Annotated in this window: 18 protein-coding genes and 1 tRNA gene; 9 read left to right on the plus strand and 10 right to left on the minus strand. The window is 65.0% G+C overall.

The window, feature by feature from the left end:
• Nucleotides 1-19 precede the first annotated feature (19 nt).
• The 5 genes from ACH488_RS13760 to ACH488_RS13780 all read left to right on the plus strand — a co-directional run bounded on the left by ACH488_RS13760 (nucleotide 20) and on the right by ACH488_RS13780 (nucleotide 5,014).
• A complete protein-coding gene (locus ACH488_RS13760) occupies nucleotides 20-1,354 on the plus strand; it encodes a flavin monoamine oxidase family protein (RefSeq protein ID WP_397324999.1) in 1,335 nt (444 codons plus the stop codon).
• A gap of 2 nt (nucleotides 1,355-1,356) precedes the next feature.
• Complete coding sequence (locus tag ACH488_RS13765) at nucleotides 1,357-1,941, plus strand: flavin reductase family protein (protein ID WP_397325001.1); 585 nt, start codon at nucleotides 1,357-1,359, stop codon at nucleotides 1,939-1,941.
• On the plus strand, nucleotides 1,938-2,351 hold the full coding sequence (locus ACH488_RS13770; RefSeq protein ID WP_397325003.1) for an ester cyclase: 414 nt from the start codon (nucleotides 1,938-1,940) through the stop codon (nucleotides 2,349-2,351). Before ACH488_RS13765 ends, ACH488_RS13770 begins: the two co-directional genes overlap by 4 nt.
• Before the next feature lie 15 nt (nucleotides 2,352-2,366).
• Nucleotides 2,367-3,959 carry an aldehyde dehydrogenase (NADP(+)) gene (locus ACH488_RS13775; RefSeq protein ID WP_397325005.1) on the plus strand — a complete coding sequence of 531 codons (1,593 nt, stop codon included), beginning with the start codon at nucleotides 2,367-2,369 and terminating at the stop codon, nucleotides 3,957-3,959.
• A 248-nt stretch (nucleotides 3,960-4,207) separates the two neighbouring features.
• Entirely contained in the window at nucleotides 4,208-5,014 is an 807-nt protein-coding gene (locus ACH488_RS13780; RefSeq protein WP_397325008.1) for an IclR family transcriptional regulator, read from the plus strand.
• Nucleotides 5,015-5,112: 98 nt separating this feature from the next.
• On the opposite strand, the gene ACH488_RS13785 is transcribed toward ACH488_RS13780, so the two are convergent.
• Nucleotides 5,113-5,559: an SRPBCC domain-containing protein gene (locus ACH488_RS13785; RefSeq protein WP_397325010.1), complete on the minus strand. Its 447-nt coding sequence runs from the start codon at nucleotides 5,557-5,559 to the stop codon at nucleotides 5,113-5,115.
• A 208-nt stretch (nucleotides 5,560-5,767) separates the two neighbouring features.
• Here ACH488_RS13785 and ACH488_RS13790 point away from each other — a divergent pair, with 208 nt between their 5' ends.
• From ACH488_RS13790 to ACH488_RS13800, 3 genes are all read left to right on the plus strand, one after another.
• Complete coding sequence (locus tag ACH488_RS13790; protein WP_397325012.1) at nucleotides 5,768-7,498, plus strand: urocanate hydratase; 1,731 nt, start codon at nucleotides 5,768-5,770, stop codon at nucleotides 7,496-7,498.
• Complete coding sequence (hutH, locus tag ACH488_RS13795; protein WP_397325014.1) at nucleotides 7,499-9,091, plus strand: histidine ammonia-lyase; 1,593 nt, start codon at nucleotides 7,499-7,501, stop codon at nucleotides 9,089-9,091.
• Nucleotides 9,092-9,288: 197 nt separating this feature from the next.
• Entirely contained in the window at nucleotides 9,289-9,537 is a 249-nt protein-coding gene (locus ACH488_RS13800) for a hypothetical protein (protein ID WP_397325016.1), read from the plus strand.
• A 178-nt stretch (nucleotides 9,538-9,715) separates the two neighbouring features.
• On the opposite strand, the gene ACH488_RS13805 is transcribed toward ACH488_RS13800, so the two are convergent.
• The 8 genes from ACH488_RS13805 to ACH488_RS13840 all read right to left on the minus strand — a co-directional run bounded on the left by ACH488_RS13805 (nucleotide 9,716) and on the right by ACH488_RS13840 (nucleotide 21,470).
• Nucleotides 9,716-9,925, minus strand: coding sequence for a hypothetical protein (locus ACH488_RS13805; RefSeq protein ID WP_397325062.1), 210 nt, complete (start codon nucleotides 9,923-9,925; stop codon nucleotides 9,716-9,718).
• A 112-nt stretch (nucleotides 9,926-10,037) separates the two neighbouring features.
• Complete coding sequence (locus ACH488_RS13810; protein ID WP_397325018.1) at nucleotides 10,038-14,897, minus strand: NAD-glutamate dehydrogenase; 4,860 nt, start codon at nucleotides 14,895-14,897, stop codon at nucleotides 10,038-10,040.
• 434 nt (nucleotides 14,898-15,331) lie between these two features.
• Nucleotides 15,332-16,192 carry a phosphogluconate dehydrogenase C-terminal domain-containing protein gene (locus ACH488_RS13815; RefSeq protein ID WP_397325020.1) on the minus strand — a complete coding sequence of 287 codons (861 nt, stop codon included), beginning with the start codon at nucleotides 16,190-16,192 and terminating at the stop codon, nucleotides 15,332-15,334.
• A 1-nt stretch (nucleotide 16,193) separates the two neighbouring features.
• Nucleotides 16,194-17,006 carry a sugar phosphate isomerase/epimerase family protein gene (locus ACH488_RS13820; protein ID WP_397325022.1) on the minus strand — a complete coding sequence of 271 codons (813 nt, stop codon included), beginning with the start codon at nucleotides 17,004-17,006 and terminating at the stop codon, nucleotides 16,194-16,196.
• Nucleotides 17,003-17,812: a triose-phosphate isomerase family protein gene (locus ACH488_RS13825; RefSeq protein ID WP_397325024.1), complete on the minus strand. Its 810-nt coding sequence runs from the start codon at nucleotides 17,810-17,812 to the stop codon at nucleotides 17,003-17,005. The genes ACH488_RS13820 and ACH488_RS13825 overlap by 4 nt, the downstream gene beginning before the upstream one ends.
• Nucleotides 17,796-18,266: a ribose-5-phosphate isomerase gene (locus ACH488_RS13830; RefSeq protein WP_397325026.1), complete on the minus strand. Its 471-nt coding sequence runs from the start codon at nucleotides 18,264-18,266 to the stop codon at nucleotides 17,796-17,798. Before ACH488_RS13830 ends, ACH488_RS13825 begins: the two co-directional genes overlap by 17 nt.
• Nucleotides 18,263-20,020 (minus strand): dihydroxyacetone kinase family protein, encoded by a 1,758-nt coding sequence (locus tag ACH488_RS13835; protein WP_397325028.1) that lies wholly within the window; start codon nucleotides 20,018-20,020, stop codon nucleotides 18,263-18,265. The genes ACH488_RS13830 and ACH488_RS13835 overlap by 4 nt, the downstream gene beginning before the upstream one ends.
• A gap of 82 nt (nucleotides 20,021-20,102) precedes the next feature.
• Nucleotides 20,103-21,470: an MFS transporter gene (locus tag ACH488_RS13840; RefSeq protein WP_397325030.1), complete on the minus strand. Its 1,368-nt coding sequence runs from the start codon at nucleotides 21,468-21,470 to the stop codon at nucleotides 20,103-20,105.
• 210 nt (nucleotides 21,471-21,680) lie between these two features.
• Here ACH488_RS13840 and ACH488_RS13845 point away from each other — a divergent pair, with 210 nt between their 5' ends.
• Complete coding sequence (locus ACH488_RS13845) at nucleotides 21,681-22,424, plus strand: FadR/GntR family transcriptional regulator (RefSeq protein WP_397325032.1); 744 nt, start codon at nucleotides 21,681-21,683, stop codon at nucleotides 22,422-22,424.
• Nucleotides 22,425-22,511: 87 nt separating this feature from the next.
• Here ACH488_RS13845 and ACH488_RS13850 read toward each other — a convergent pair.
• Nucleotides 22,512-22,582 (minus strand) — tRNA-Cys (locus ACH488_RS13850).
• Nucleotides 22,583-22,591: the final 9 nt, after the last annotated feature.

A 22,591-nucleotide genomic window follows, 5' to 3' on the forward strand; every position in this document is an offset into this window, starting at 1 on the left:
GATATCAACGGAGATACCCATGACTGAATCCTTTGACACCGAACAGGCTGACGTCGTCGTCATCGGTGCCGGCCTGGCAGGCCTGATCACGGCCCGCGAACTGACCAACCGCGGCCACAACGTGGTGGTCCTCGAAGCCCGCGACCGCCTCGGTGGCCGCTTGTGGACCGAACGCCGCCTGGGCCAGAACCTGGAACTCGGCGGCAACTGGCTGCACTGGACCCAGCCCCACGTCTGGGCCGAAGTGACCCGTTACGGCCTGGAAGTCTCCCGTGGCCCCCGTTCCGAAGAGACCTTCTGGCTGGCCGGAAACGAAGTCCGCCGCGGCAACCTGGACGACTTCATGAAACTCATCGACCCCGGCATGACCCGCCTGCTCGAAGACACCGTGAAGTGGCTGCCCCGCCCGGACGCCCCGCTCACCGTGGAGAACCTCGCTGAAGCGGACCAGTACAACCTGCAGGAAATGCTGGACAAGCTGGACCTTTCCGAGGACGAGCGCAACGCCAACGAGGCCGCCTGGGTGGGCCATTTCAACGCACCCCTTAACCAGTGCGCCTACGTCAACGCCCTCCGCTGGACAGCCGGTTCGTCCGGGCATTGGCACCTCATGCACGAGGCCTCGGCCATCTACCGCCTCAAGGACGGCAACGACGGCCTGGTCAACGCGATCGCCGAAGACACCACCGCGGACATCCGCCTCAACTCCCCGGTCACCAAGGTGGAACACCATCACGACGGCGGCACGGTCACCTACGGCGACGGGCAGCGCATCGAAGTGAAGAAGATCGTGGTCACCCTGCCGGTCAACGTGCTGCACAAGCTCGACGTCACCCCCGCACTGCCCGAAGGCAAGACCGCCCCGAGCCGTGAACGCACTGCCTCCCAGGGCGTGAAGGCGTGGATCCGGGTCGCTCGTCGTGGAGAACGTGGCCCCATCAAGCCGTTCTTCGCGTACTCAGCCCAGGACAAGCCACTCTCCGTGATCCGCACCGAATTCCTCGGCGAAGACGACGCCGTCCTGGTGGGCTTCGGAGCCGACGCCAACCGCATCGATGTCACGGACATCGAGCAGGTCCAGGAAGCCATCAAAGTGTGGCGCGACGATCTCGAAGTCATCGAAGTCACGGGACACAAATGGGGCGAAGACCCCTACGCCGAGGAAACCTGGCTGGTCCAGCGCCCCGGCCAACTCACCAAGTACCACGCAGCACAGCAGGCGTCCGAAGGCGCCCTGCACTTCGCCAGCGGCGACATCGCCAACATCTGGGCAGGCTTCTTCGACGGAGCCATCGAATCCGGCCTCCGCGTCGGCCGCCAAGTACACACAGAACTGCAAGAGGAGAAGGCCTAGCCATGAGCGACATTACCCCGGCGTTATACCGCCAAATCCTGGGCAAGCTGCCCACCGGCGTCACCGCCATCACCGGCATCAACGACGACGACGAGAAGCTCGGCCTCGTAGTGGGAACGTTCCAGTCGCTGTCCCTTGAACCGCCGCTGGTCATGTTCTGCGTGGACAAGTCCTCGTCGAGCTGGCCGAAGCTCAGGAAGTTGCAGAAGTTCACCGCGAACATCCTCGCCGACCACCAGATCCCCATCTGCAAGTCGTTGTCCCGCAAGGGTCCGGAGAAGTTCTCGGGCCTCCCTTCCACTCCCGGACCCCTCGGAACCCCGCATTTGGACGGCGCCACGGCCTACATCGACTGCGTCGTCACGGCAGAGGTCCTGGTGGGGGACCACTACATGGTGGTGGGCGCCGTGACCAGCATGGAAGACGGAACGGGCGATGCCCTTCTCTTCCGTGGCGGCAAGTTCGGCCAGTACCTGCCCATCGACATCCCGGCGCCTGCCACTGCGGCACCCGTCGCCCCGGCCCCCGTCGTTCCAGCACAGGTCGCTCCAGAACAAGCACCCGAACTCGCAAGGAGCGCATCATGAGCCGTCGCGACACCATCTTGAAGGCCTGGAACGGAGCTTGGGGCAACGGCGACCTCGCCGCGTTCGAGCAGCTGCTCAGCCCTGCCTACGTCCGCCGTTCCAAGTCCGGCAGCGAGGACTTCGCCAGCCTCCGCAAGACCATCGAAGCCATGCATGCGGCGTTCCCGGACTCGTCCACGGACATCCTGCAGATCATCGAGGACGGCGCCCAGGTTGCCATCCACTGGCAGACCACCGGCACGCACACGGGCGAGTTCATGGACGTGCCCGCCACGGGCAGGAATGTCACCGTGACCGGCGCCTCCTTCCTGGCGTTCGACGGCGATAAACTCGCCGAGGAATGGGTGGTGTGGGATCCCCGCGAGTTGCTCTCAGCGCTCGGCATCTGGCACCTCGGACACGGAAACTAACCCAGAAAGCTCTTCATGACTCTTCACGGACATTCCCTCATCGCCGGCGAGGCCACTCCCGGGACCAGCGGTTCGGCCTTCGGCATCAACCCTGCCACCAATGAACAGCTGGAACCGGCTTACAGCCTGATCAGTGAAAAACAGCTGCAGGAAGCCACGGCCGCTGCCGAAGATGCCTTCGGATCCTTCAGCGCCCTGGACCCGGAACAGCACGCCCGGTTCCTGGACGCCATCGCGGAAAACATCGAAGCGATCGGCGACGAACTCGTCGAACGCGCTTCCTTGGAGACCGGCCTTGGACTCGACCGCCTTCGCGGTGAACGTGCCCGTACCACCGGGCAGTTGCGGCTCTTCGCGAACGTTGTCCGTCAGGGTGACTTCCGTGGTGTCCGAATCGATCCTGCCCTTCCCGCGCGCACTCCGTTGCCCCGCGCGGACATCCGCCAGCGCCAGATCCCCTTGGGACCGGTGGCGGTGTTCGGTGCCAGCAACTTCCCGCTGGCCTTCTCCGTGGCCGGCGGCGACACCGCCTCGGCCTTCGCTGCGGGTTGCCCGGTCATCGTGAAGGCCCACAACGCCCACCCGGGCACGGCCGAACTGGTAGGCCAGGCCATCACCAAGGCCGTGAAGGACCTTGGCCTGCATCCTGGCGTGTTCTCGCTGGTGTACGGATCGGGTTCCAGCATCGGCCAGGCCCTGGTTGCGGACCCTGCCATCAAGGCCGTGGGCTTCACCGGTTCCCGAGCGGGCGGCACGGCCCTGATGCGGACCGCCGCGGCACGGCCGGAGCCCATCCCGGTCTACGCTGAGATGTCCTCCATTAACCCGGTTTACGTTTTCCCCGGCGCCCTCGAAGGGTCCGAAGAGGACATCAAAGCCTTGGCCAAGCAGTACATCGGGTCGGTTACCGGCAGTTCCGGCCAGCTCTGCACCTCGCCCGGTCTGGTGTTCGTCCCGGCAGGGGAGGCCGGCGAACGCTTCGCCGCTGCCGTTACCGGTGAAATCACCCATCTCCACGGCCAGACCATGCTCACCGGTGGAATCGCCACAGCATGGCAGCACGGCCACGACGCCCTCGAAGCAGCCCCCGACGTCGAAATCCTTGGCCGCGGCGCCAAGGGCCTCGGCGAGAATGCGCCCGCACCCGCGGTGTTCGGCGCGGACCTGGACGTGTTCATCAACAACCCGATCCTGCATGAGGAAGTGTTCGGCGCCGCGTCCCTCGTGGTCCGCTACAAGGGCATTGAGGACCTCATCGAAGCCACCGCGAAGCTTGAGGGCCAGCTCACCGCATCCCTCCACCTCACGGAAGCCGACTACGCCACCGCGGCACCGCTGATCCCCACCTTGGAACTCAAGGTGGGCCGGATCATCATCAACGCCTGGCCTACGGGTGTCGAAGTGGGTCACGCCATGGTCCACGGCGGTCCGTTCCCGGCTACCTCTGATGCCAAGACCACGTCCGTTGGCACGCTCGCGATCGACCGCTTCCTGCGTCCGGTTGCGTACCAGAACTTCCCCGAGGAACTGCGCCCTGAGGCACTCAAGGATGCCAACCCCTGGAACGTGAACCGTCTCGTGGATGGACAGCCTGAGCTCTCCCGCTAGCTACTGTTCATCCCACCCCAAGCAAGCCGCCCGGCGATCGCAACCGCCGGGCGGCTTTTCCATGCCCTAGGTTTCCAGGCACGCGGGAATGTTCGGTGCTGTGAGAGTCTGGTATTCCGGACGCCCGCGCGTACGTGGGGCTAGGAAGTCAGGGGCAGTTCTGTGCATCCTTGAGTACGGGATACCGGACAGGCGGTGGAAGAGTTGCCTGGAAAGTCACCCTCGAGTACCCCAAGCAGTGAGGCACCATGACAACCACGCCACTGGCACCCGGCAAGTCCACTTCCAAGGTCCCGGCCGCCGAAAACACCCTGCGCATCCTCAAACTGTTGGCGTCGCGCCGTGGTCCCATGGCGGCGTCGAACATTGCCACAGCGCTCGGCCTGCCGCGCTCCAGCGTGTACCACCTGCTGGGGGTCATGGAGGCCAACGGCTTTGTGCTGCACTTGCATGAAGAGCAGCGCTACGGCCTGGGAATCAGTGCCTTCGAGCTCAGCTCGGCGTACTCGCGGCAGGAGCCCCTTTCCCGTCTGGGGCGGCCCATGCTCGCCTCGTTGGTGGATGTCATTGGCGAGAGCGCGCACCTCGCCGTCCTGCACGGGCGCGACGTCCTCTACATCGTGGAGGAGCGGGCCAAGAACCGCCCCAGCCTGGTGACCGACGTCGGCGTCCGCCTGCCCAGCCACCTCACAGCCAGTGGCCGCGCGATTCTCGCAGCGCTGCCCAAGTCGCAGGTGCGGGCGCTCTATCCGAACGCTGCGGCCTTCACGTCGCGGCACGAGGTGGAGTTCCCCATCATGAAGTACTCTGCGTTGTCCTCCCACCTGGACCAGGTGCGGCAGCGCGGTTACGCCACCGAGAACGGCGAAATCACCCCGGGTTTCGGTTCCATCGCCGCCGCTGTGACGGACCATGTGGGATGGCCGACGGCGGCAGTAGCCGTGACGTTCCTGGAGGACAAAGTGCCGGCCGAGCAATGGCCGGTCCTTGCCGCCCGTATCCGCAAGGCGGCGGACGAACTGTCCGTCCGGATCCACGGACGCCCGGCCGTCTAAGTTGCCTGTCCCCACCCCAACTAGGTCGCAGTTCAGGTCGTTTCCAGCGCTGGGAACGACCTCAAGTGCGACTTACTTGGGATGACGAGGCCTGCGGCTTAGGGGGCTCCAGGTGGCTCCGGGGTCTCGCGTTCTACGAGTGCGCGGAACACTTCCAGTTCGCCTTTGAAGCTGCCCTTGTAGGAGCCCGTTGCGAAGAGGCGCCCAAAGATTCCTGCAATGAATCCCCGCGTGACGAACTGCTGGTTGAGGCACGTTCCTGCACCCTCGGGCAGGAACGTGACGTCCGATTCGCCCTTGAGGATCGCGTTGCCGAAGCGCGTGCGGATATGCCGTGGCCGCTCGACAGCCAGGACTTCGGTAGGGGTGGACATCCGCCCGAACCACACCGTGTAACTGCTGCCTGCCTCATCGATCGGCCCCACGCGATCGGTCACACGGGTGACGCCGCCGATCCATTCCTTGAACCGGTCCTGGTCCGTCCAGGTGGCGAAAACACGTTCGGGTGGCGCGGCAATAAACGTGGACACGTGGAATGTTCCCATGGGTTCAGCATGCGCTTCTTCGCAGACGAATTCGAGATTCTTTGAGCCTCGATGTGTCAGTTGTTTGACCGGTCGCAGGGTCAGTCGCGCGGGTCTGTAATCCCGGACAGCACCCGCTTAAAAGCCGTTCCCGGCGCCCGGGGAACAGGCTCTACTGGATACAGAAGATCTTTCACCCAGACATATTTCGAGAGATGAAGGAGCCACCATGGCACCCGCCGATTTCACTACAGGAGCCCGCCCGGTCAAAGCCGCCCGTGGCACGGAGCTCACCGCAAAGTCCTGGCAGACCGAGGCGCCGTTGCGCATGCTCATGAACAACCTGGACCCGGAGGTTGCTGAGCGTCCGGATGACCTGGTGGTCTATGGCGGCACCGGCCGCGCCGTTCGCTCGTGGGCTGCGTTTGATGCGATCACCCGGACCCTGGAAACCATGGAGAAGGACGAGACCCTGCTGGTGCAGTCGGGCAAGCCGGTGGGTGTGTTCCGCACGAATGAGTGGGCGCCGCGTGTGCTTTTGGCGAACTCGAACCTGGTGGGGGACTGGGCGACGTGGCCGGAGTTCCGCCGCCTTGAGGCTGAGGGCCTGACGATGTATGGGCAGATGACCGCGGGGTCGTGGATTTACATCGGCACGCAGGGCATCCTGCAGGGCACGTACGAGACGTTCGCGGCTCTGGGGAACAAGCTCGTCGCGGAAGGCCGGCACCCGGCACCTGCTGCGGAGGGTTCCACCGAGGGCCCGTTGGCGGGGACGCTGACCTTGACGGGTGGGTGTGGCGGCATGGGCGGTGCGCAGCCGCTGGCCGTGACCTTGAACGACGGCGCCTGCCTGATCATCGATGTTGACGAGACCCGCCTGCGCCGCCGTGCCGGGAAACGCTACTTGGACGAGGTCGAAACGGACCTGGACACCGCGATCGCGAAGGTCCTCAAGGCCAAGGAAGAACGTCGTGGCTGGTCCGTTGGGTACGTGGGTAACGCCGCCGAGGTCTTCCCCGAACTCCTGCGCCGCCACAAGGCAGGAGAGCTGACCATTGACGTGGTCACGGACCAGACGTCCGCGCATGATCCGTTGTCCTACCTGCCTGAGGGCATCACCGTGGCCGAATGGCACACCGAAGCCGCAGCCGACCCGGAAGGGTTCACCAAGAAGGCCCAGGCCTCCATGGCCCGCCACGTGCAGGCGATGGTGGAGTTTCAGGACGCCGGGGCCGAGGTCTTCGATTACGGCAACTCCATCCGGGACGAGGCCCGCAAAGGCGGCTACACCCGTGCGTTCGAGTTCCCGGGGTTTGTTCCGGCGTATATCCGCCCGTTGTTCTGCGAGGGCCTGGGCCCGTTCCGCTGGGTGGCGCTGTCCGGGGACCCGGAAGACATCCGCGTCACGGATGAGGCGATCAAGGAACTCTTCCCGGAGAACAAGCACCTGCACAAGTGGATCGACGCCGCCCAGGAAAGGGTGGAATTCGAAGGCCTGCCGGCCCGTATTTGCTGGCTTGGGTACGGCGAACGCCACCAGGCCGGGCTGCTCTTCAACAAGCTCGTGGCCGAGGGCAAGGTCAAGGCACCGATCGTCATCGGCCGTGACCACCTGGACTCCGGCTCTGTCGCATCCCCGTACCGCGAAACCGAAGCGATGAAGGACGGCTCGGACGCGATCGCCGACTGGCCGCTGCTGAACGCCCTCACCGCCGCGTCCTCCGGCGCTACCTGGGTTTCGATCCACCACGGCGGCGGGGTCGGGATTGGCCGGTCCATCCACACCGGGCAGGTTTCCGTGGCCGACGGCACCGAACTCGCCGCGGCGAAACTGACCGCGCTGCTGACCAACGACCCCGGCATGGGCGTGATCCGCCACGCAGACGCCGGCTACGAACGCGCCATCGACGTCGCCCACGAACGCGGCGTCCGCATCCCCATGAACGAAGGCAAGTAAGTGACCATTACCTCAAACGAACAACTCACCGTCACCCTCGGCTCCAGCGGCGTGACCCCGGAAGACGTCGTCGCCGTCGCACGCCACGACGCCAAGGTGACCATCTCCCAGGACGCCCTGGACACGGTTGCCAAAGTCCGCGCCCACATTGATGACCTGGCCACCAGCGAGGTGCCCGCCTACGGCATCTCCACCGGTTTTGGTGCGCTGGCCAACCGCCACATTCCCAACGAGCTCCGCACGCAGCTGCAGAAGTCGCTCATCCGCAGCCACGCCGCCGGCATGGGCCCGGCCGTTGAACGCGAAGTCATCCGTGGCATCATGTTCCTCCGTGCCAAGACCCTCGCCTCGGGCCGCACGGGTGTCCGGCCCGTGGTCCTGCAGACCATGGTGGACGTCCTCAACGCGGGCATCACCCCGGTGGTCCGCGAGTTCGGTTCGCTTGGCTGCTCCGGCGACCTCGCGCCGCTGTCCCACTGCGCGCTGGTTCTCATGGGCGAAGGCGAAGCAACAGGGCCCGACGGCGAACTGTACGGCGCCGCCGGCAAGGCACCTGTCGCAGAGCTGCTGGCGCAGCACGGCATCGAGCCTGTCACGCTGGCCGAAAAGGAAGGCCTGGCGCTGGTCAACGGTACCGAGGGCATGCTCGGTATGTTGCTGATGGCCATCGCGGACCTGCGCATGTTGCTTGCGACAGCGGATGTCACTGCCGCCCTCAGCGTCGAGGCCCTCCTCGGCACGGACCAGGTGTTCCTGCCCGAACTCCACGCGGCACTGCGCCCGCACCCGGGCCAGGCCGCCAGCGCGGACAACATGCTCCGCGTGCTGTCCAACTCCCCGATCGTCGCCTCGCACCGCGTCAACGACACCAAGGTCCAGGACGCCTACTCCCTCCGCTGCGCCCCGCAGGTTGCCGGAGCTGTCCGCGACACCGTTGACCACGCCGCGCTGGTCGCCTCCCGCGAGCTCGCCGCTGCGATCGACAACCCGGTGGTCCTCCCGGACGGCCGCGTGACCTCCAACGGCAACTTCCACGGCGCACCAGTGGCCTACGTGCTGGACTTCCTGGCCATAGCCGTCGCGGACCTGAGCTCCATTGCCGAGCGTCGCACGGACCGCATGCTGGATCCCGCCCGTTCGCACGGGCTCCCGGCCTTCCTCGCCGCGGATCCCGGCGTGGACTCCGGCCTCATGATCGCCCAGTACACGCAGGCCGGCCTGGTCTCGGACAACAAGCGCCTGGCCGTACCGGCATCAGTGGACTCCATCCCGAGCTCCGCCATGCAGGAGGACCACGTGTCCATGGGCTGGCACGCCGCCCGGAAGCTGCGCAAGGCCGTGGAGAACCTGCGGCGGGTGCTCGCCGTCGAGCTTGTCACCAGCGCCCGCGCCATCGATATGCGCACGCAGCTGTCCGACGGCGAACTCACGCCGGGTCCTGCCGGTGCGGCAGTGCTTGAGGTGCTTCGCGAGGTGGTCCAGGGTCCGGGCACCGACCGGTTCCTGTCGCCCGAGCTCGAAGCGGCTGACCGTTTGGTTGGCTCGGGTGCCGTCCGGGCGGCCGCCGAATCCGCCGTCGGGATTTTGGCCTGACGTCGAATAAAAGCCTCATTTGAGGCGCATGTTTGTCACGTTCCGGAAATTGTTCGCAACGCAGTCTCCGGGACGTGGCAAATGTAGTAATACTTATGGTGTACGTCACGTCCACGCCAACGATGTCGTGGGCTTGACGGTCATCCGTTTTACACAAGTCAATACACAACGAACATCCACAAAGGGGTAGAAGTTCAATGAAGGCACGCGGAGCAGTCCTGTCCAGGCGAAACGCTCACACGGCTACGGTGTCCGACTGGAGGCAACTCCGGGTGGGCGAAATGGTGGAAGTGGTCAAGTACGCCCACGTCATCGCAACCGGCCAGATCGAGGAAGTTTCCAGCAGCGGGAATGTGGTGTGGCTTGAACATTCAGGGCCCGGGGTCACCGAAGAGGGCAAGGAACTCTTCATGAAGTCCGACGGCGTCACCCTCCGCCGCGCATAACCACCCAACTGAGTCGCACTTCAGGTCGTTCCCGGCGCTGGGAACGACGTCAATTGCGACCTACTTGGGGGAGCTTAAACAGAAACCGGGGCCTGTCCCTTTCCGCGGGTAGTAGAGCGGAAAGGGACAGGCCCCGGTTTTTGGCTTCGCTGCCAAGAACCTGCCTTCGTGGGTGTGGTCAGGCGGCGAGGGCTTCGTGGGTCTGGCCGAAGGGAACGGATTCGTCCAGGGCCACGGTGTAGGTGCCGGGCTCGTGGCGCGTCACCAGTATGCCGCAGTTAGCTTCTGCTGCTGCGCTTTCGATCAGGGTATCCACGGCGCGGTCGAGTCCGTCGTGGATCTCGCCTGCCTCGGAAAAGGACAGGCGGATTTCGCGTTCTGCCGTCATTGCAGTCATTGGGGGACCTCCTATTACGTGCCGCATGCGAGGGCGACCCATCAATCATAGGACCTCTGATCCAAATATTTGTAAGATGACTGGCAGCTAAGTGATGTGTGTCTCACCGGCGGACCATGGCCCGGAGCAGCTTCACAGCTACGGACAGCGCAGCAATGTCCATGGGACCTGGCTTGATGGCTTCCTGGATGGTCTCCTGGATGCGCGCCAGTTGTTCGATGTTTCCCCGTTCCCAATCCATGATCCGCTCTACGGGATCGCTGACTGTCGAGGAGCGGGGAGTGTGCCGGACCACGGCCTTGGTCAGGTCCGCCAGCACCAGGTACATGTCATCCCGCAAGGCCGCCCGGGCCAGGGATTCCCAGTGGGTGTCCCTGGAGAGCATGGTGATGTGTTCCAGGAGGGGGATGGCGGAAATACGCTCGAACACCGCGAAATACACCTCGGCCACGGCTTCCACCGGTTCTTGGAGTTCCTCGGCGATCGCGGAGATGTCCAGCAGGCCGTAGCTCACCAGGAGCTCGGAGGCCCGGATGCCCAGGCTGTGCGGCAAACCCACGGAGTCGGTGTGGGCCAGGCGTTTTAAGGAGTGGGCCAGGTTGATGCCGTGCAGGAATCCCGTGAAGTTGGCCCGCATCAACGCCATGGGACGTTCCAGCCGGGCGAATGCATCCGCCACCGGCTTGTCCCGGAAATCATGGGTGACGTACCAACGGACTGAACGGTCCAGCAGGCGTCGCATGTCCAGGGCCACAGCCGCTCCGTGCTCGCTCGGCGTGCTGGACGGAAGCTGGGCGATGGTCTCCATGACGGAATCGAAGTCCCAGATCTCCCGCATCACCACGAACGCCCTGGCCACGGCAGTGGCGGACACCGTGGTCTCCTCCATGGCCCGGAAGGCGAAGGAGATGCCACCCATGTTGATCATGTCGTTGGCTACCACCGTGGCGACGATTTCGCGGCGCAACGGGTGGGTGGCGAGGTGCTCGCCGAACCGTTCGGAGACCTGCTTGGGGAAGTAGGAGTGCAAGGTTTGCGAGAACCACGGATCGTCCGCCAGGCCACCGTCCGTGAGTTCCTTGGCGAGCTCGATCTTGGCATAGGCCGCCAGGACCGCCAGCTCCGGGGTGGTCAGGCCCTTGCCCGTCAGGATCCGCGCCCGGAGTTCCTCGTTGCTTGGCAAACATTCCAACTGGCGGTCAAGGTCCGTTGCCGCTTCCAGCCAATCCATGGTCCGTTCAAAACTGGGGCTCCACTCCACGGCCAACTGCTTGTCGTTAAGGAGGAGCGTGTTTTGGTGGTCATTGGTTTTGAGGACCAGCCGGCCCACTTCGCCCTGGAGCGAGTGCAGGAACCCCGTCCGCTCCGCCACGGACATTCGTCCTGCGGAAATCATCCGGTCCAGGAACACCTTGATGTTGACCTCGTGGTCCGAACAGTCCACGCCGGCCGAATTGTCGATTGCGTCCGTATTCACCAGGATTCCAGCAAGGGCTGCCTCGATCCGGCCCCGCTGGGTCACCCCGAGGTTTCCGCCCTCGGCGATGATGTGCGCGCGGAGATCCCGGGCGTCCACGCGGATGGCGTCGTTGGACTTGTCCCCGACGTCCGCGTGGGTTTCCGTGGATGCCTTGACGTAGGTGCCGATGCCTCCGTTGTACAGGAGGTCCACTGGTGCCTTGAGGATGGCGCGGAGCAGCTCGGGCGGGCTGGCCGCCGTCGTGCTTTCCTCCATGCCCAAGGCGAGGCGGACCTCTTCGGTGACCGGAACCGACTTTTCCGAGCGGGAGTACACGCCGCCGCCGGGGCTCAGTTTGGTGGGGTCGTAGTCGGCCCAGGAGGAGCGGGGGAGTTTGAAGAGGCGTTCGCGTTCCTTGTAAGAGGCTGACGGGTCCGGGGTGGGGTCAAGGAAGACATGCCGGTGGTCGAACGCGGCTATCAGTTTGATGTGGTTGGACAGGAGCATGCCGTTGCCGAAGACGTCGCCGCTCATGTCCCCGATCCCCACCACCGTGAAGTCCTCGGCGCGGGAGTCGATGGTGAGTTCGCTGAAGTGATGCCGCACGGACTCCCAAGCCCCGCGTGCTGTGATGCCCATCTGCTTGTGGTCGTAGCCCACCGAGCCGCCGGACGCGAAGGCGTCTCCCAACCAGAACCCGTACTCCGTCGCCACCGAGTTGGCGAGGTCGGAAAACGCGGCCGTTCCCTTGTCCGCGGCCACCACGAGGTAGTAGTCGTCGCCGTCGTGCCGGACGACGCGAGGTGGCGCCACCACCGTGCCGTTGGAGCCGCCGTCGGGATCCGCCAGCAGGTTGTCCGTGAGGTCCAGGAGGCCGCGGATGAAAGTCCGGTAGCTTTCCTGTCCTTCGGCGAGCCACGCCGCACGGTCCTCGGCGGGGTCCGGAAGGAGCTTGGGAAAGAAGCCGCCCTTGGCGCCCGTGGGTACGATGACCGCATTCTTGACGGTCTGGGCCTTCACGAGTCCCAGGATCTCCGTGCGGAAATCCTCCCGCCGGTCAGACCAGCGCAGGCCGCCGCGCGCAATCGGGCCGAAGCGGAGGTGCACGCCCTCAACGCGCGGCGAGTAGACCCAGATCTCGAACTTGGGCCGGGGCGCAGGAGCCGCGGGAATGCTGGACGGATTCAGCTTGACGCTGATGTAGGGCTTGTCCAGGTAGAAGTTGGTGCGCAGGGTGGCCTCCACCAGGCTCGCCAGTTGCCGCAGGAGCCGGTCCGCATCGAGGACCGGCACGGCGTCGATTGCTGCGGTCAACGCTGTCCGGGCTTGATGGATGGCTTGGGTCCTGTGGCTCAACTCGCTGGTGCCTTCTTCGAAGACATCGCCCTCGCCTGCATGTGCGCCGGGGCCGGGTTCGAACAGGTCCGGGGCAAAGCGGTCCGGGTTGAACTTGGCATCGAACAACTCCAGCAGCGCATGCGTGGCCGTGACATTGGCCCGCAGGGTATCCGCAATGAAGCCATACGAGTTGGTGCTGCCCAATTGCCGCAGGTATTTGGCATAGGCGCGCAGGATCGCCACCCGGCGCCAGTCGATGCCCTCCCTGATCACCAAGGCGTCGAAGGCATCCGACTCCGCATCGCCGCGCATCGAGGCGCAGAACGAGTCGGCCAGCAGTTCAGCCGTCGGCAGCGGATCGACTCCGCGCGGGTACTTCAACCCGAGGTCGTAGAGGAAGAACTGCCGGCCATCCGCGCGCTGCACATCGAAGGGCCGCTGGTCCAGGACCTTCAGTCCCAGATTGTGAAAGAACGGCAGGATCTCCGTGAGGCTCTGCGGACGGGTCAGGTACAGGCGTACGCGGGCGTCCTCGGTCAGGATGGCGGTGCCGGGACGTTTGTAGACGGAGAGGATGGGGTCTCGGTCGCCATCCTCGGGGAAGCCCTCAAACCTGGCAATGTCCGCAACGGCATCCTCCACCTCGTACTCGGCCTTGTAGCTTGCGGAAAAGGCGGTAGCCCACTGCGCCGAGAGCTGGGTGGCTTCCTCCCTCGGGTACCTGGCCTGCAGTGCCTCGTCCAGGCCCTGCGCCCAGGAACGCGTGGCGGCGATGATGCGCTGCTCCAGGACGGCTGAATCGATGAGGGCCGCTGAATCGACGACGGCGGCAGTCACCCCTTGCGGACTGGTTCCGCTTTCGCTGTGGTTGCCGCTGTGTTCCGCTGCCTCCGGCAGCAGGATCCGGAAGAACACCCGTGCCATGGCAGATTCGCCCAGCCGTAGTTCGAACTCGATCTCTTCGGCACCGAAGGCCTCGCGCAGTTCGCGCTCGATGTTGAGCCGGACGGCCGTGCTGTACCGGTGGCGTGGCAAGAAAACCAACGCCGTCATGAACCGGCCATAGGAGTCCGGGCGAAGGAAGAGCCGGGTGCTGTGGCGTTCCTGCAGGCGCAGGATTTCGCGGGCGTGCACCGCCAGTTGTTCGGCGTCGATGTGGAACAGTTCATCCCGCGGGTAGGCGTCCATCACGCCCACCAGTTCCTTGCCGGGGTGGGATTCCGCGGGGTAGCCGAACATCCGGAGTACATCGAGCACAGTGTCCCGGATGACGGGGATCTGCAGGGCTGAATGGGCAGAGGAATTCGGAGAGAACAAGCCAACGAAGGTGTGCCCGCCGTGCACGCCGGGGATTCGCACCTTCATCTCGTCGAGGTACGCATGGCGCAGTACCGTCGAGCGGCGGGTGGACTTGGTGAGCGTGAGGATTGGCGTCCCGGAACGTGGGTTGTCCACGGTGGTCTCCGTGGCTGGCGGGTCCTGCAGGATGCCGAACCCCAGTCCATCCGGCCCGCGATACCCGAGGAACACGAAATTTCCGTCCTCCAGCCAGCGCAGCAGTTCTTGGGCTTCGTCCGTTCCGGGCTCGGACTGACCGTCCAGTTCCCGGAGCGCGCTCTCCAGCCGTGCGTGCATGGACACGGCGTCCTCGGCCGCGGCGAGAACGTCGCGAATCACGGCCTCCACGCGGGAGATCAGCCGCGCGGTGGCTTCCTCATCCGCCAGCCGTGGGATGTCCAGCGCCAACCAGGCCTCGGTGAGGCTGCCGGCGTCGTGCGTTTCCGGTGGGTGTTCGACGCCGGTGGGCAGCCCCGTGCGGTGCGGTCCCCGGTGGAGGCCGGTAAGGCGGTGGCTGGCGGGGTCGCGTTCGACGAGGAACGTGGGGTGGACCAGGAGGCGGATCGACGACGTGTCCCTGGCGATCTCCGCCGTGACGGAAGGAAGGAGATAGGGAAGGTCGTCCGTGACGATCGCAATGACGCTCGCATCGGCCTCGTGCAGGACGCCGATCACGGATTGCCCGGGCTCGCGGCGTTCAGCCAGGGTCCGGTGATAGCGGGCGCGTTCCATGAGGGTTTCGGGCGGGTAGTTGAGGACATCGTCGTCGGCCACGTGCTCGTAGTAGTCGGTGAGAAACCCGTCCGCCGGCTCCATTGTGGGTGCCATGTCGCGCCTCCGCTGCCCTGGGGCTGCGCAAGTAGCGGCCGTACTGGTGCGGTCGGCGAAGTCCCTGCGCCTCATCCCATGATCGTCTCCGAGGGGCCGGCGGTAAAGCCTTGAGGGAGGTCTTCCCCTCCCGAGGACAGGGTGCGACTGCGGGCCGATGTGTTTGCACACGGCACGCAAAGGGGCATACCCTTGAGGTGTGGTCAGCAAGGATATGTCCCTTGTTATCGCACCTAAGAGCGCTTCGCGCTGAACAAGGACCCGATTGCCGTCGGGTCTTTCGTTTTTAACGAAGCAGCCGGCTGTTGCCCGCTGCGAAGTAGTTTATCGAGAGTTAACTACTTATTAGTTCATGGTGGATGTTGTCCTCAGACAAGCACTCAGCCCCTTGCCGGAAATCCGGCAAGGGGCTGATCTGTTTGTCCCGCGGGTGTTTAGCGCTTGACGGCGTCGAGCTTGAGCATTTTGGCGATGACGTTGTCGAGTTCGGAGTCGTCGAAGATTTTCTTCCAGTCGTCCTTGATAATGGTGTCCTTGCCGTACTGGATGGCGATTTCGCAGGCCTCGGAGAACGGGTTGGAGCCACGGAGGGCGTTGGTGAGGGCGATCTGGACGTGGCCGAAGAGCATGGCCTTGGCGGCTGCTTCGGGGACGCCGACGGTGTGGACGGTTTCGTGGAGGGCTTCGTTCAGCAGGGTGCCGATCATGCAGGCCACGGTCTCCACCAGGGTGGGTTCCAGGACGGCGAGCTGGTAGACGGTGACCCAGTGGACGTCGATCACGGGGGCGTAGATGGTGCGGATGACGGCTTCGGCTGCGTCGCGGGTGGCGGTGGGGGCGTCGTCGTCGATGGCTGCGACCACGTTCTGGGGTGCGCCTTCGCCGCCGAAGGTGTCGGCCCATTCTTCCTTGGTGGTGCGCTCAAGGAACACGGACGGGTGGCAGGGGTGGGCGACAGCCTGGACCACGTCATCGCGCTTGGCCAGCAGGCCGGCGTAGGCTGCGGCCGGGTCGAGGGTCAGGAGGATGGAGCCTGCCTTCATCTGCGGGACCACGCCTTCGGAGACGATGCCCAGGACGGTGTCCGGGACAGCAAGGATCACGACGTCGGCGCCCTTCACGGCGTCGTCGGTGGCGGTGATCTCGCGGCCCTCAGCCTGGATGCGTTCCTGGCCGGCGGGGGAGTTCTCGCTGTAGAAGACGGTGTGGCCGGACTTCTGGAGGTTCCGGGAAACGCGCATCCCCATCTTGCCTCCGGCTCCGATCACGGCGACGGTCAAAGTTTCTGCAGTCATTTCACTTGCTCCTTAGGAAATCGAGGCTTTGCTGGGTCCACTGGTTTTCGAGGCGGATGGTTTCTGCTTCGGTGTCCTGCCAGGGCAGCCAGTGTTCGACGATTTGGTTGATGTTTCTGGTTTTCGGCTGGATCTTTTCGACCATGTAGTCGTAGTCGAGGAGGCCCTCGCCGAGGGGTGCACCGGAGTACGTGAATCCGACCCATCCCTGCTTGCGGCTGAACGCAAAGTCTTTGATGTGCATGTTCAGCACATGCGGGGCCACCTGGTCGATGACCTGTTGCGGCATCTCCAGGGCAGCGACGGTGTTGGCGGGGTCGCTGCAGATCCCCAGGAACGGGCTGTTGACCGCCTGGACCACGGACAGGATCCGTTGCGTGGGGACTTGTTCGTAGGTTTCGATCGCGATCCGTACCCCGGCGGCTTCGAACTCGGGAAGCACCTGCGTGAAGATATCGACCGCTTCTTCGGTGGTGGGGGTGTGCCCGGGGGTGTTGAACATGCTCCGGAGCAGGTCCGAGCCCAGAATTCCCGCGATGTGCAGGAACTTCCGGAGGTGCACTTCCTGGATGCCTTTGGTGCCCAGTTCCAGGGTGATCCCGAGCCCGTCCGCCGTCGCGCGGACGGCGGCGAGGTCGGCGTCGTCCATGTCCTCCAGCGGTGCGTAGTCACAGATCTGGAACAAATCCACGCCCAGGTCCGCGGCGCGCCCGAGGGCGTCGTGGATGGTCAGGGGTTCGCTGACCTGGTCCGAGAGCTGCCAGAAGAACGCGTAACTGCTCAAACCAATGCGACTCTGCCCGATCCTGCTCATGCTGGCACCTCCTGTGTTGCCAACCGTGCGGCGGTTTCGTCGAGGATGGTTTTCAGCGCGGCGGGGTCGTGCGCGAAGCGGCCCAGGAAAAGACCGGCGACGGCGGTGTCCAGTTCGGTGATCAGGCCCGGTCCGGCACTGCCGCCGTACATGACCCGGCTGGTCTCCTGGCCCGGCAGCGAACGCAGGTGCGCATCGAGGCCGCGGACCACGGTACTGATGTACTCCGGGGTGGCGGGTTCGGGTGCGCCGATGGCCCACTGCGGCTCGTACGCGACGATGGTCCTGCCCACAGGGCCGAGGGTTGCTGCGCGGTTGAGGGCGGCGTCGATTTCGGCGGTGCACCGGGTAATTGCTTCTTCGGGGGAGCCTGCGGTGAGTTCCCCGACGCAGAGCACGGGGGTGAGGCCGTTGCGGTACGCGGCAGCGGTTTTCAGGCCGATGATGCGGTCGTCTTCACCGAAGATCCGGCGCCGTTCAGCGTGGCCTACTTCGACGTAGCGTCCACCGAGTTCGGCCACGGTCTTGCCGCCGACTTCGCCGGTGTAAGCGCCTTCGTCTTCCCAGAAGAGGTCCTGCGCCCCGGTACCCACCTGCGCGGAACCGAGGATCCGGGCAGCCTCGGGCAGCGCGGGCAGGACCGGAAGGATGAACAGTTCGATCTCGCCGTTCTGCACCGCGGGGTGTTTCAGGGCGATCGTGGCCACGTCGCGGCAGTAGTCGATGGAGCGGGCGTGCCCGAAGTACATCTTCAGGCTCACCCCGACCACGGCCTTGGCGGGAACGGGGTTAGCAGCTGGTGACACCTTCGTAGTCCTTAATCAGGGTGACTTTCTCTGCCGAGGCGGAGGTCTCGTCGAAGGTGTAGGTCAGCCATTCCTTGGCCAGGCGGCGGGCGAGTTCCAGGCCGATGACGCGCTGTCCCATGGTGAGGATCTGGGCGTTGTTGGACAGGATGGAGCGTTCCACGGAGAAGGAATCGTGCGCGGTGACGGCACGGACGCCGGGGACCTTGTTCGCCGCGATCGCCACGCCCAGGCCGGTGCCGCAGACCAGCAGGGCACGGTCGGCTTTGCCGGCGGCGACGAGTTCGGCGGCGGCGATCGCCACGGACGGGTAAGGCGTGTGGGAAGTGGCGTCCACCCCGACGTCGGTCACGGACTCCACCAGCGGGTTCGCTTCCAGGTCAGCCTTGAGGGCTTCCTTGTATTCGAATCCGGCGTCGTCCGATCCGATGACCAGGCGCAGTGTGGCGCTCATGCGTTCTCCTTAACAGTGTTCTTAACGGTGGTTTCACCAATGAGGGTGTTGTGGATGGCCCGGACGATCAGGGCCATGGAGATGGCTCCGGCGTCCGGGGTTCCGAGGCTCTTTTCGGCGTGCGGGCGGGCCCGGCCCATCAGGGGCAGCAGGTTCGCGGTCGCTTCGGCGGACTGCTCCGCGACCGTGGCGGCAGTACCCCACGCGTCCCGGAGCGAACCGCCGTCGTTCACCGCGGCGGTGAGGGCGTCACTGAACGGGGACAAGACGTCCACCAGGGTCTTGTCGCCGACCTTGGCTTTGCCGAAGTCCATGATGGAGCGCTTCGCTTCGGCCACACCGGCGGCCACGGCCGCGGCGTTCGGGGCATCAGTGTCGCCCACGGCGGCCCCGACCGCGCGCAGGGCCATGCCCCACAACGCCCCCGAGGTGCCACCGGCCTTGTCAGCCCAGGCGTCAGCGGCCAGGTTCAGCACGGTCCCGGCACCGGCACCACGGACGACGGCGTCTGCCGCGGCAGCAGTGGCGGCGTGGATACCGCGTTCCATGCCGATGCCGTGGTCACCGTCCCCGGCGATCGCGTCGATCCTGCCGAGCTCGGCCACGTTCGCGTCGATCACGGCCTTCGCCGCGTCCAGGGCGGCCAGCACAGCACCGGCCGATCCCTTCGATTCCTGGCTCGCGTCCGGGATCAGGGCCAACTGCTCCGTGTCAAAGGCGAGTTCCTCGGCGTCGAGCGCCTGGGCGGTGACGGCTCCCCGGCGGAACGCGGGAGCGTCGGCGGGGGCCAGCCAGAGTTCCTCGAGCTGGTCGTCGAGCCAGAACAGGGTCAAAGAGGTGCCGGCCATGTCGAAGCTGGTCACGAGCTCACCGACCTGCGGGTCAACGGCCACCACGCCGGCATCGGCCAGGAGCTGGGCGACGCGGCGGTAGACCACAAACAGTTCTTCGTACTTCACCGATCCGAGGCCGTTAAGAATAGGTACCACCCGTGCACCCTCCACCGAGACACCATCCGGGACTTCCGCGAGGAGGTCCTTCACGAGCAGCTCGGCGAGCTCATCCGCGGTGGGGATGTCCGTTTCGGCGATGCCGGGTTCGCCGTGAATGCCCATGCCCACCGCCATCCGCCCCGCCGGAACAGTGAAGAGCGGCTCGGGTGCGCCGGGCAGGGTGCAGCCGGTGAACGCGACCCCGAAGGACCGGGTCCGGTCGTTGGCGCGGTTCGCGATCTCCACGACCGAATCCATCGAGTGGCCCGCTTCGGCGGCTGCGGCGGCGACCTTGAACACCGTCAGGTCCCCGGCGATCCCGCGGCGCTTGTGCTTCTCCGCCAACGGTGCCGAGGAGATGTCGTCCGTGACCGCGATGCTGCGGCAATCAATGCCCTCAGCACGGAGCTTGTCCTGGACCTGGGTGAAGTGCAGGACATCTCCGGCGTAGTTGCCGTACCCGAGCAGCACGCCCGCACCGTTGGACGCAGCCTTGGCCACGTTGTAGACCTGCTGCGCGGATGGGGAAGCGAACAGGTTTCCCATCGCCGCACCATGGGCCAAACCCTGGCCCACCAGGCCCGCGAACGCCGGGTAGTGGCCCGAGCCGCCGCCGATCACCAAGGCGACCGTGTCCGGCGTCGAACGCGTACTCCGCGCAACACCACCGGACACGCGACGGACCCACCGGCCGTGCGATGCGACGAAGCCTTCGATCATCTCGTCAGCGAAAGCTGCGGGTTCATTGAATAAGCGGGTCATGCGGAGGCTCCTGGAGCAATTGGCGTGAAGTGGGAGGTGGAGAGGGGTGCCCGCCCGTCGGGAGGGCACCCCGGCTAAGGGGTTACGGCTCTGCGCGGTGCCCGACGCCCTGCGGGTCAAGTGCCTCGGCGGAGGTGCCTTCGGCGGCCTTGCCCTGGCGGCTCAGGACCACCATGAGGATGGAGGAGAGCAACATGAAGCCGCCAACTACGAACATGGGAACCGTGTAGTTGCCGGTCCAGTCCTTGAGCCAGCCAGTGATGTAGCCGGCGCTGAAGCCGGCCAGGTTGCCAACCGTGTTGATCAAGGCGATGCCTGCGGCCGCTGCTGCGCCGGTGAGGAACTGCGTGGGAACGGTCCAGAAGTTGGGCAGTGCCGCGAAGATGGACATGGCCGTGATGGTGATGACGGCGATGGTCGCAGCGGGGGAGCCGGCAAAGAGCGCCAGCGGGATGCTGAGGCCGCCGATCAGTGCCGGGAGGGCGATGTGCCAGGTCTTGACGCCGCGCTTGGTGGCGTCCTTGGACCAGAAGTACAGGGCGAACGCTGCCGGCAAGTACGGGATGGCGGTGATCAGGCCCTTCTGGAAGACGTCGAACTTGGCGCCGTAGAGGCCTTCGAAGCCCGCGATGATGGTCGGCAGGAAGAAGCCCAGGGCATAGAGGCCGTAGATGAAGCCGAAGTAGATCAGGGAGAGCATCCAGACCCGGCCGTTGCCGAACACGGTGCGGACGCTGACGTGCTTGTTGTTGGCGGCCGTGGCGTTCTTTTCCTTTTCAAGGGCACCGGTCAGCCAGGTCTTTTCCTCGGCTGTGAGCCACTTGGCCTTGGCGGGGTTGTCGGCCAGGTAGAACCAGGCGATGACACCGATCACGATTGCCGGAACCGCGACGCCGAAGAACATGAAGCGCCAGCCTTCAAGGCCGAAGAACACGCCGTGCTGCTGGATCAGCGCACCGGCAAGGGGAGCACCGATCACGGTGGTCAGCGGCTGGGCCAAGTAGAACAGGGCAAGGATCTTGCTGCGGTGCTTGGACGGAACCCAGAGGCTCAGGAACAGGATGGCGCCCGGGAAGAAACCGGCCTCGGCAACACCCAGGATGAAGCGCAGGATGTAGAGCTGCTCAACGTTGCCAACCCACGTGAAGAGCAGGGACACGATGCCCCAGCTGACCATGATGCGGGCAAGCCAGCGGCGGGCGCCGAACTTGTGTAGGGCCAGGTTGCTGGGGACTTCCAGCAGGATGTAGCCGATGAAGAACACGCCGGAGGCGAAACCGAACTGGGCTGCGGACAACGCCAGGTCATTGTTCATGCCATTGGGCCCGGCGAAGGAGATGGCCGTGCGGTCCAGGTAATTGATGAAGAACATCAGGGCGACGAACGGCACCAGCCGGATCGCCACCTTCTTGATTGCGGATTTCTCTACCACCGATTGTGTGGTGTCCACATTGACTCCTAGATGTTGGTGTCCCCGCAGATCCTGCATTGGATGCGCCGGGCTGACTCGTGGATTGCCGGTCTGGGTCCGGCCAAAACGAAGCTTGTGACTTAAACCATAGGACTGGAATCTAAATTGGTCAACCGGTTGATGTGTTCTTCTTTTTGGTCGCCTTCGATGCTGCCCCTTGATTGGTCATCCGGTTGCTACGCTTTGAGGATGCCTGTGAATCCTGCCGCCGCAGCGGCCCAAATGACGGCGGCTCTCGCGCCCATGGAGCAGGGCTCCGTCGTGTCCGAAGTGGCCGAGCGACTGCTCGCCTACTTCACCAGCGGCGACATCGCTCCGGGCACGCGACTACCGGCCGAGCGCACGCTGGCAGCGTCTTTGGGTGTTGGACGATCGGCCATCCGCGAGGCCTTGGCCGCCTTGGAGATTCTCGGCATCGTCATTGTCCGGCCAGGCTCCGGAACGTACCTGCGCGACGGCGTCTCCGAACTTTTGCCGCGGACGCTCAGCTGGGGCCTGATGCTGGGGGAGCCGCGGACGCGGGAGCTTGTTGAACTCCGCAGCGGCCTGGAAGTGCAGGCTGTGGAGTTGGCTGCCGGGCGGGTCACCGACGAGGCCCTGGAACGCATGCGCGCCAACCTCGATGCCATGGAGAAGAACCTCGATGACCTGGCAGCGTACGTCGAGGCAGATGCGGCGTTCCACCGGGAGATCGCTGCCGCCTCCGGGAACATGGTCCTCGAGGAACTTTTGCAGAGCATCCGGTCCCTGCTGAGGATTTGGGTGGACCGCGCACTGACGGACGAAGGCCACGCGGAAGCCGCCCTCAAGGAACATACGGCGATCTATGAAGCTTTGAAGGCCCGGGACGTCGACGCTGTCACCAAGCAGATGCGTTCCCACATGGTCACCGCATCCCGCCGGCTCCTCGCAGGCTTCGACGCGGCCCAGTAAATCTCCGGCGAGATGGCATTTGATGACAATGTTTGGGCCAAACATTGTCATCAAATGCCAACTCGGTGAGGTCCACAAGCCCCTCAGACGTGGTGGCGGGATTCGAACCCGCGTGCGCTGCTTTGCAGGCAGCTCCCTGGCCTCTTGGGTACACCACGTGCCAACGA

The organism is Paenarthrobacter sp. NPDC018779, assembly GCF_044391085.1.
Classification (GTDB): Bacteria; Actinomycetota; Actinomycetes; order Actinomycetales; family Micrococcaceae; genus Arthrobacter.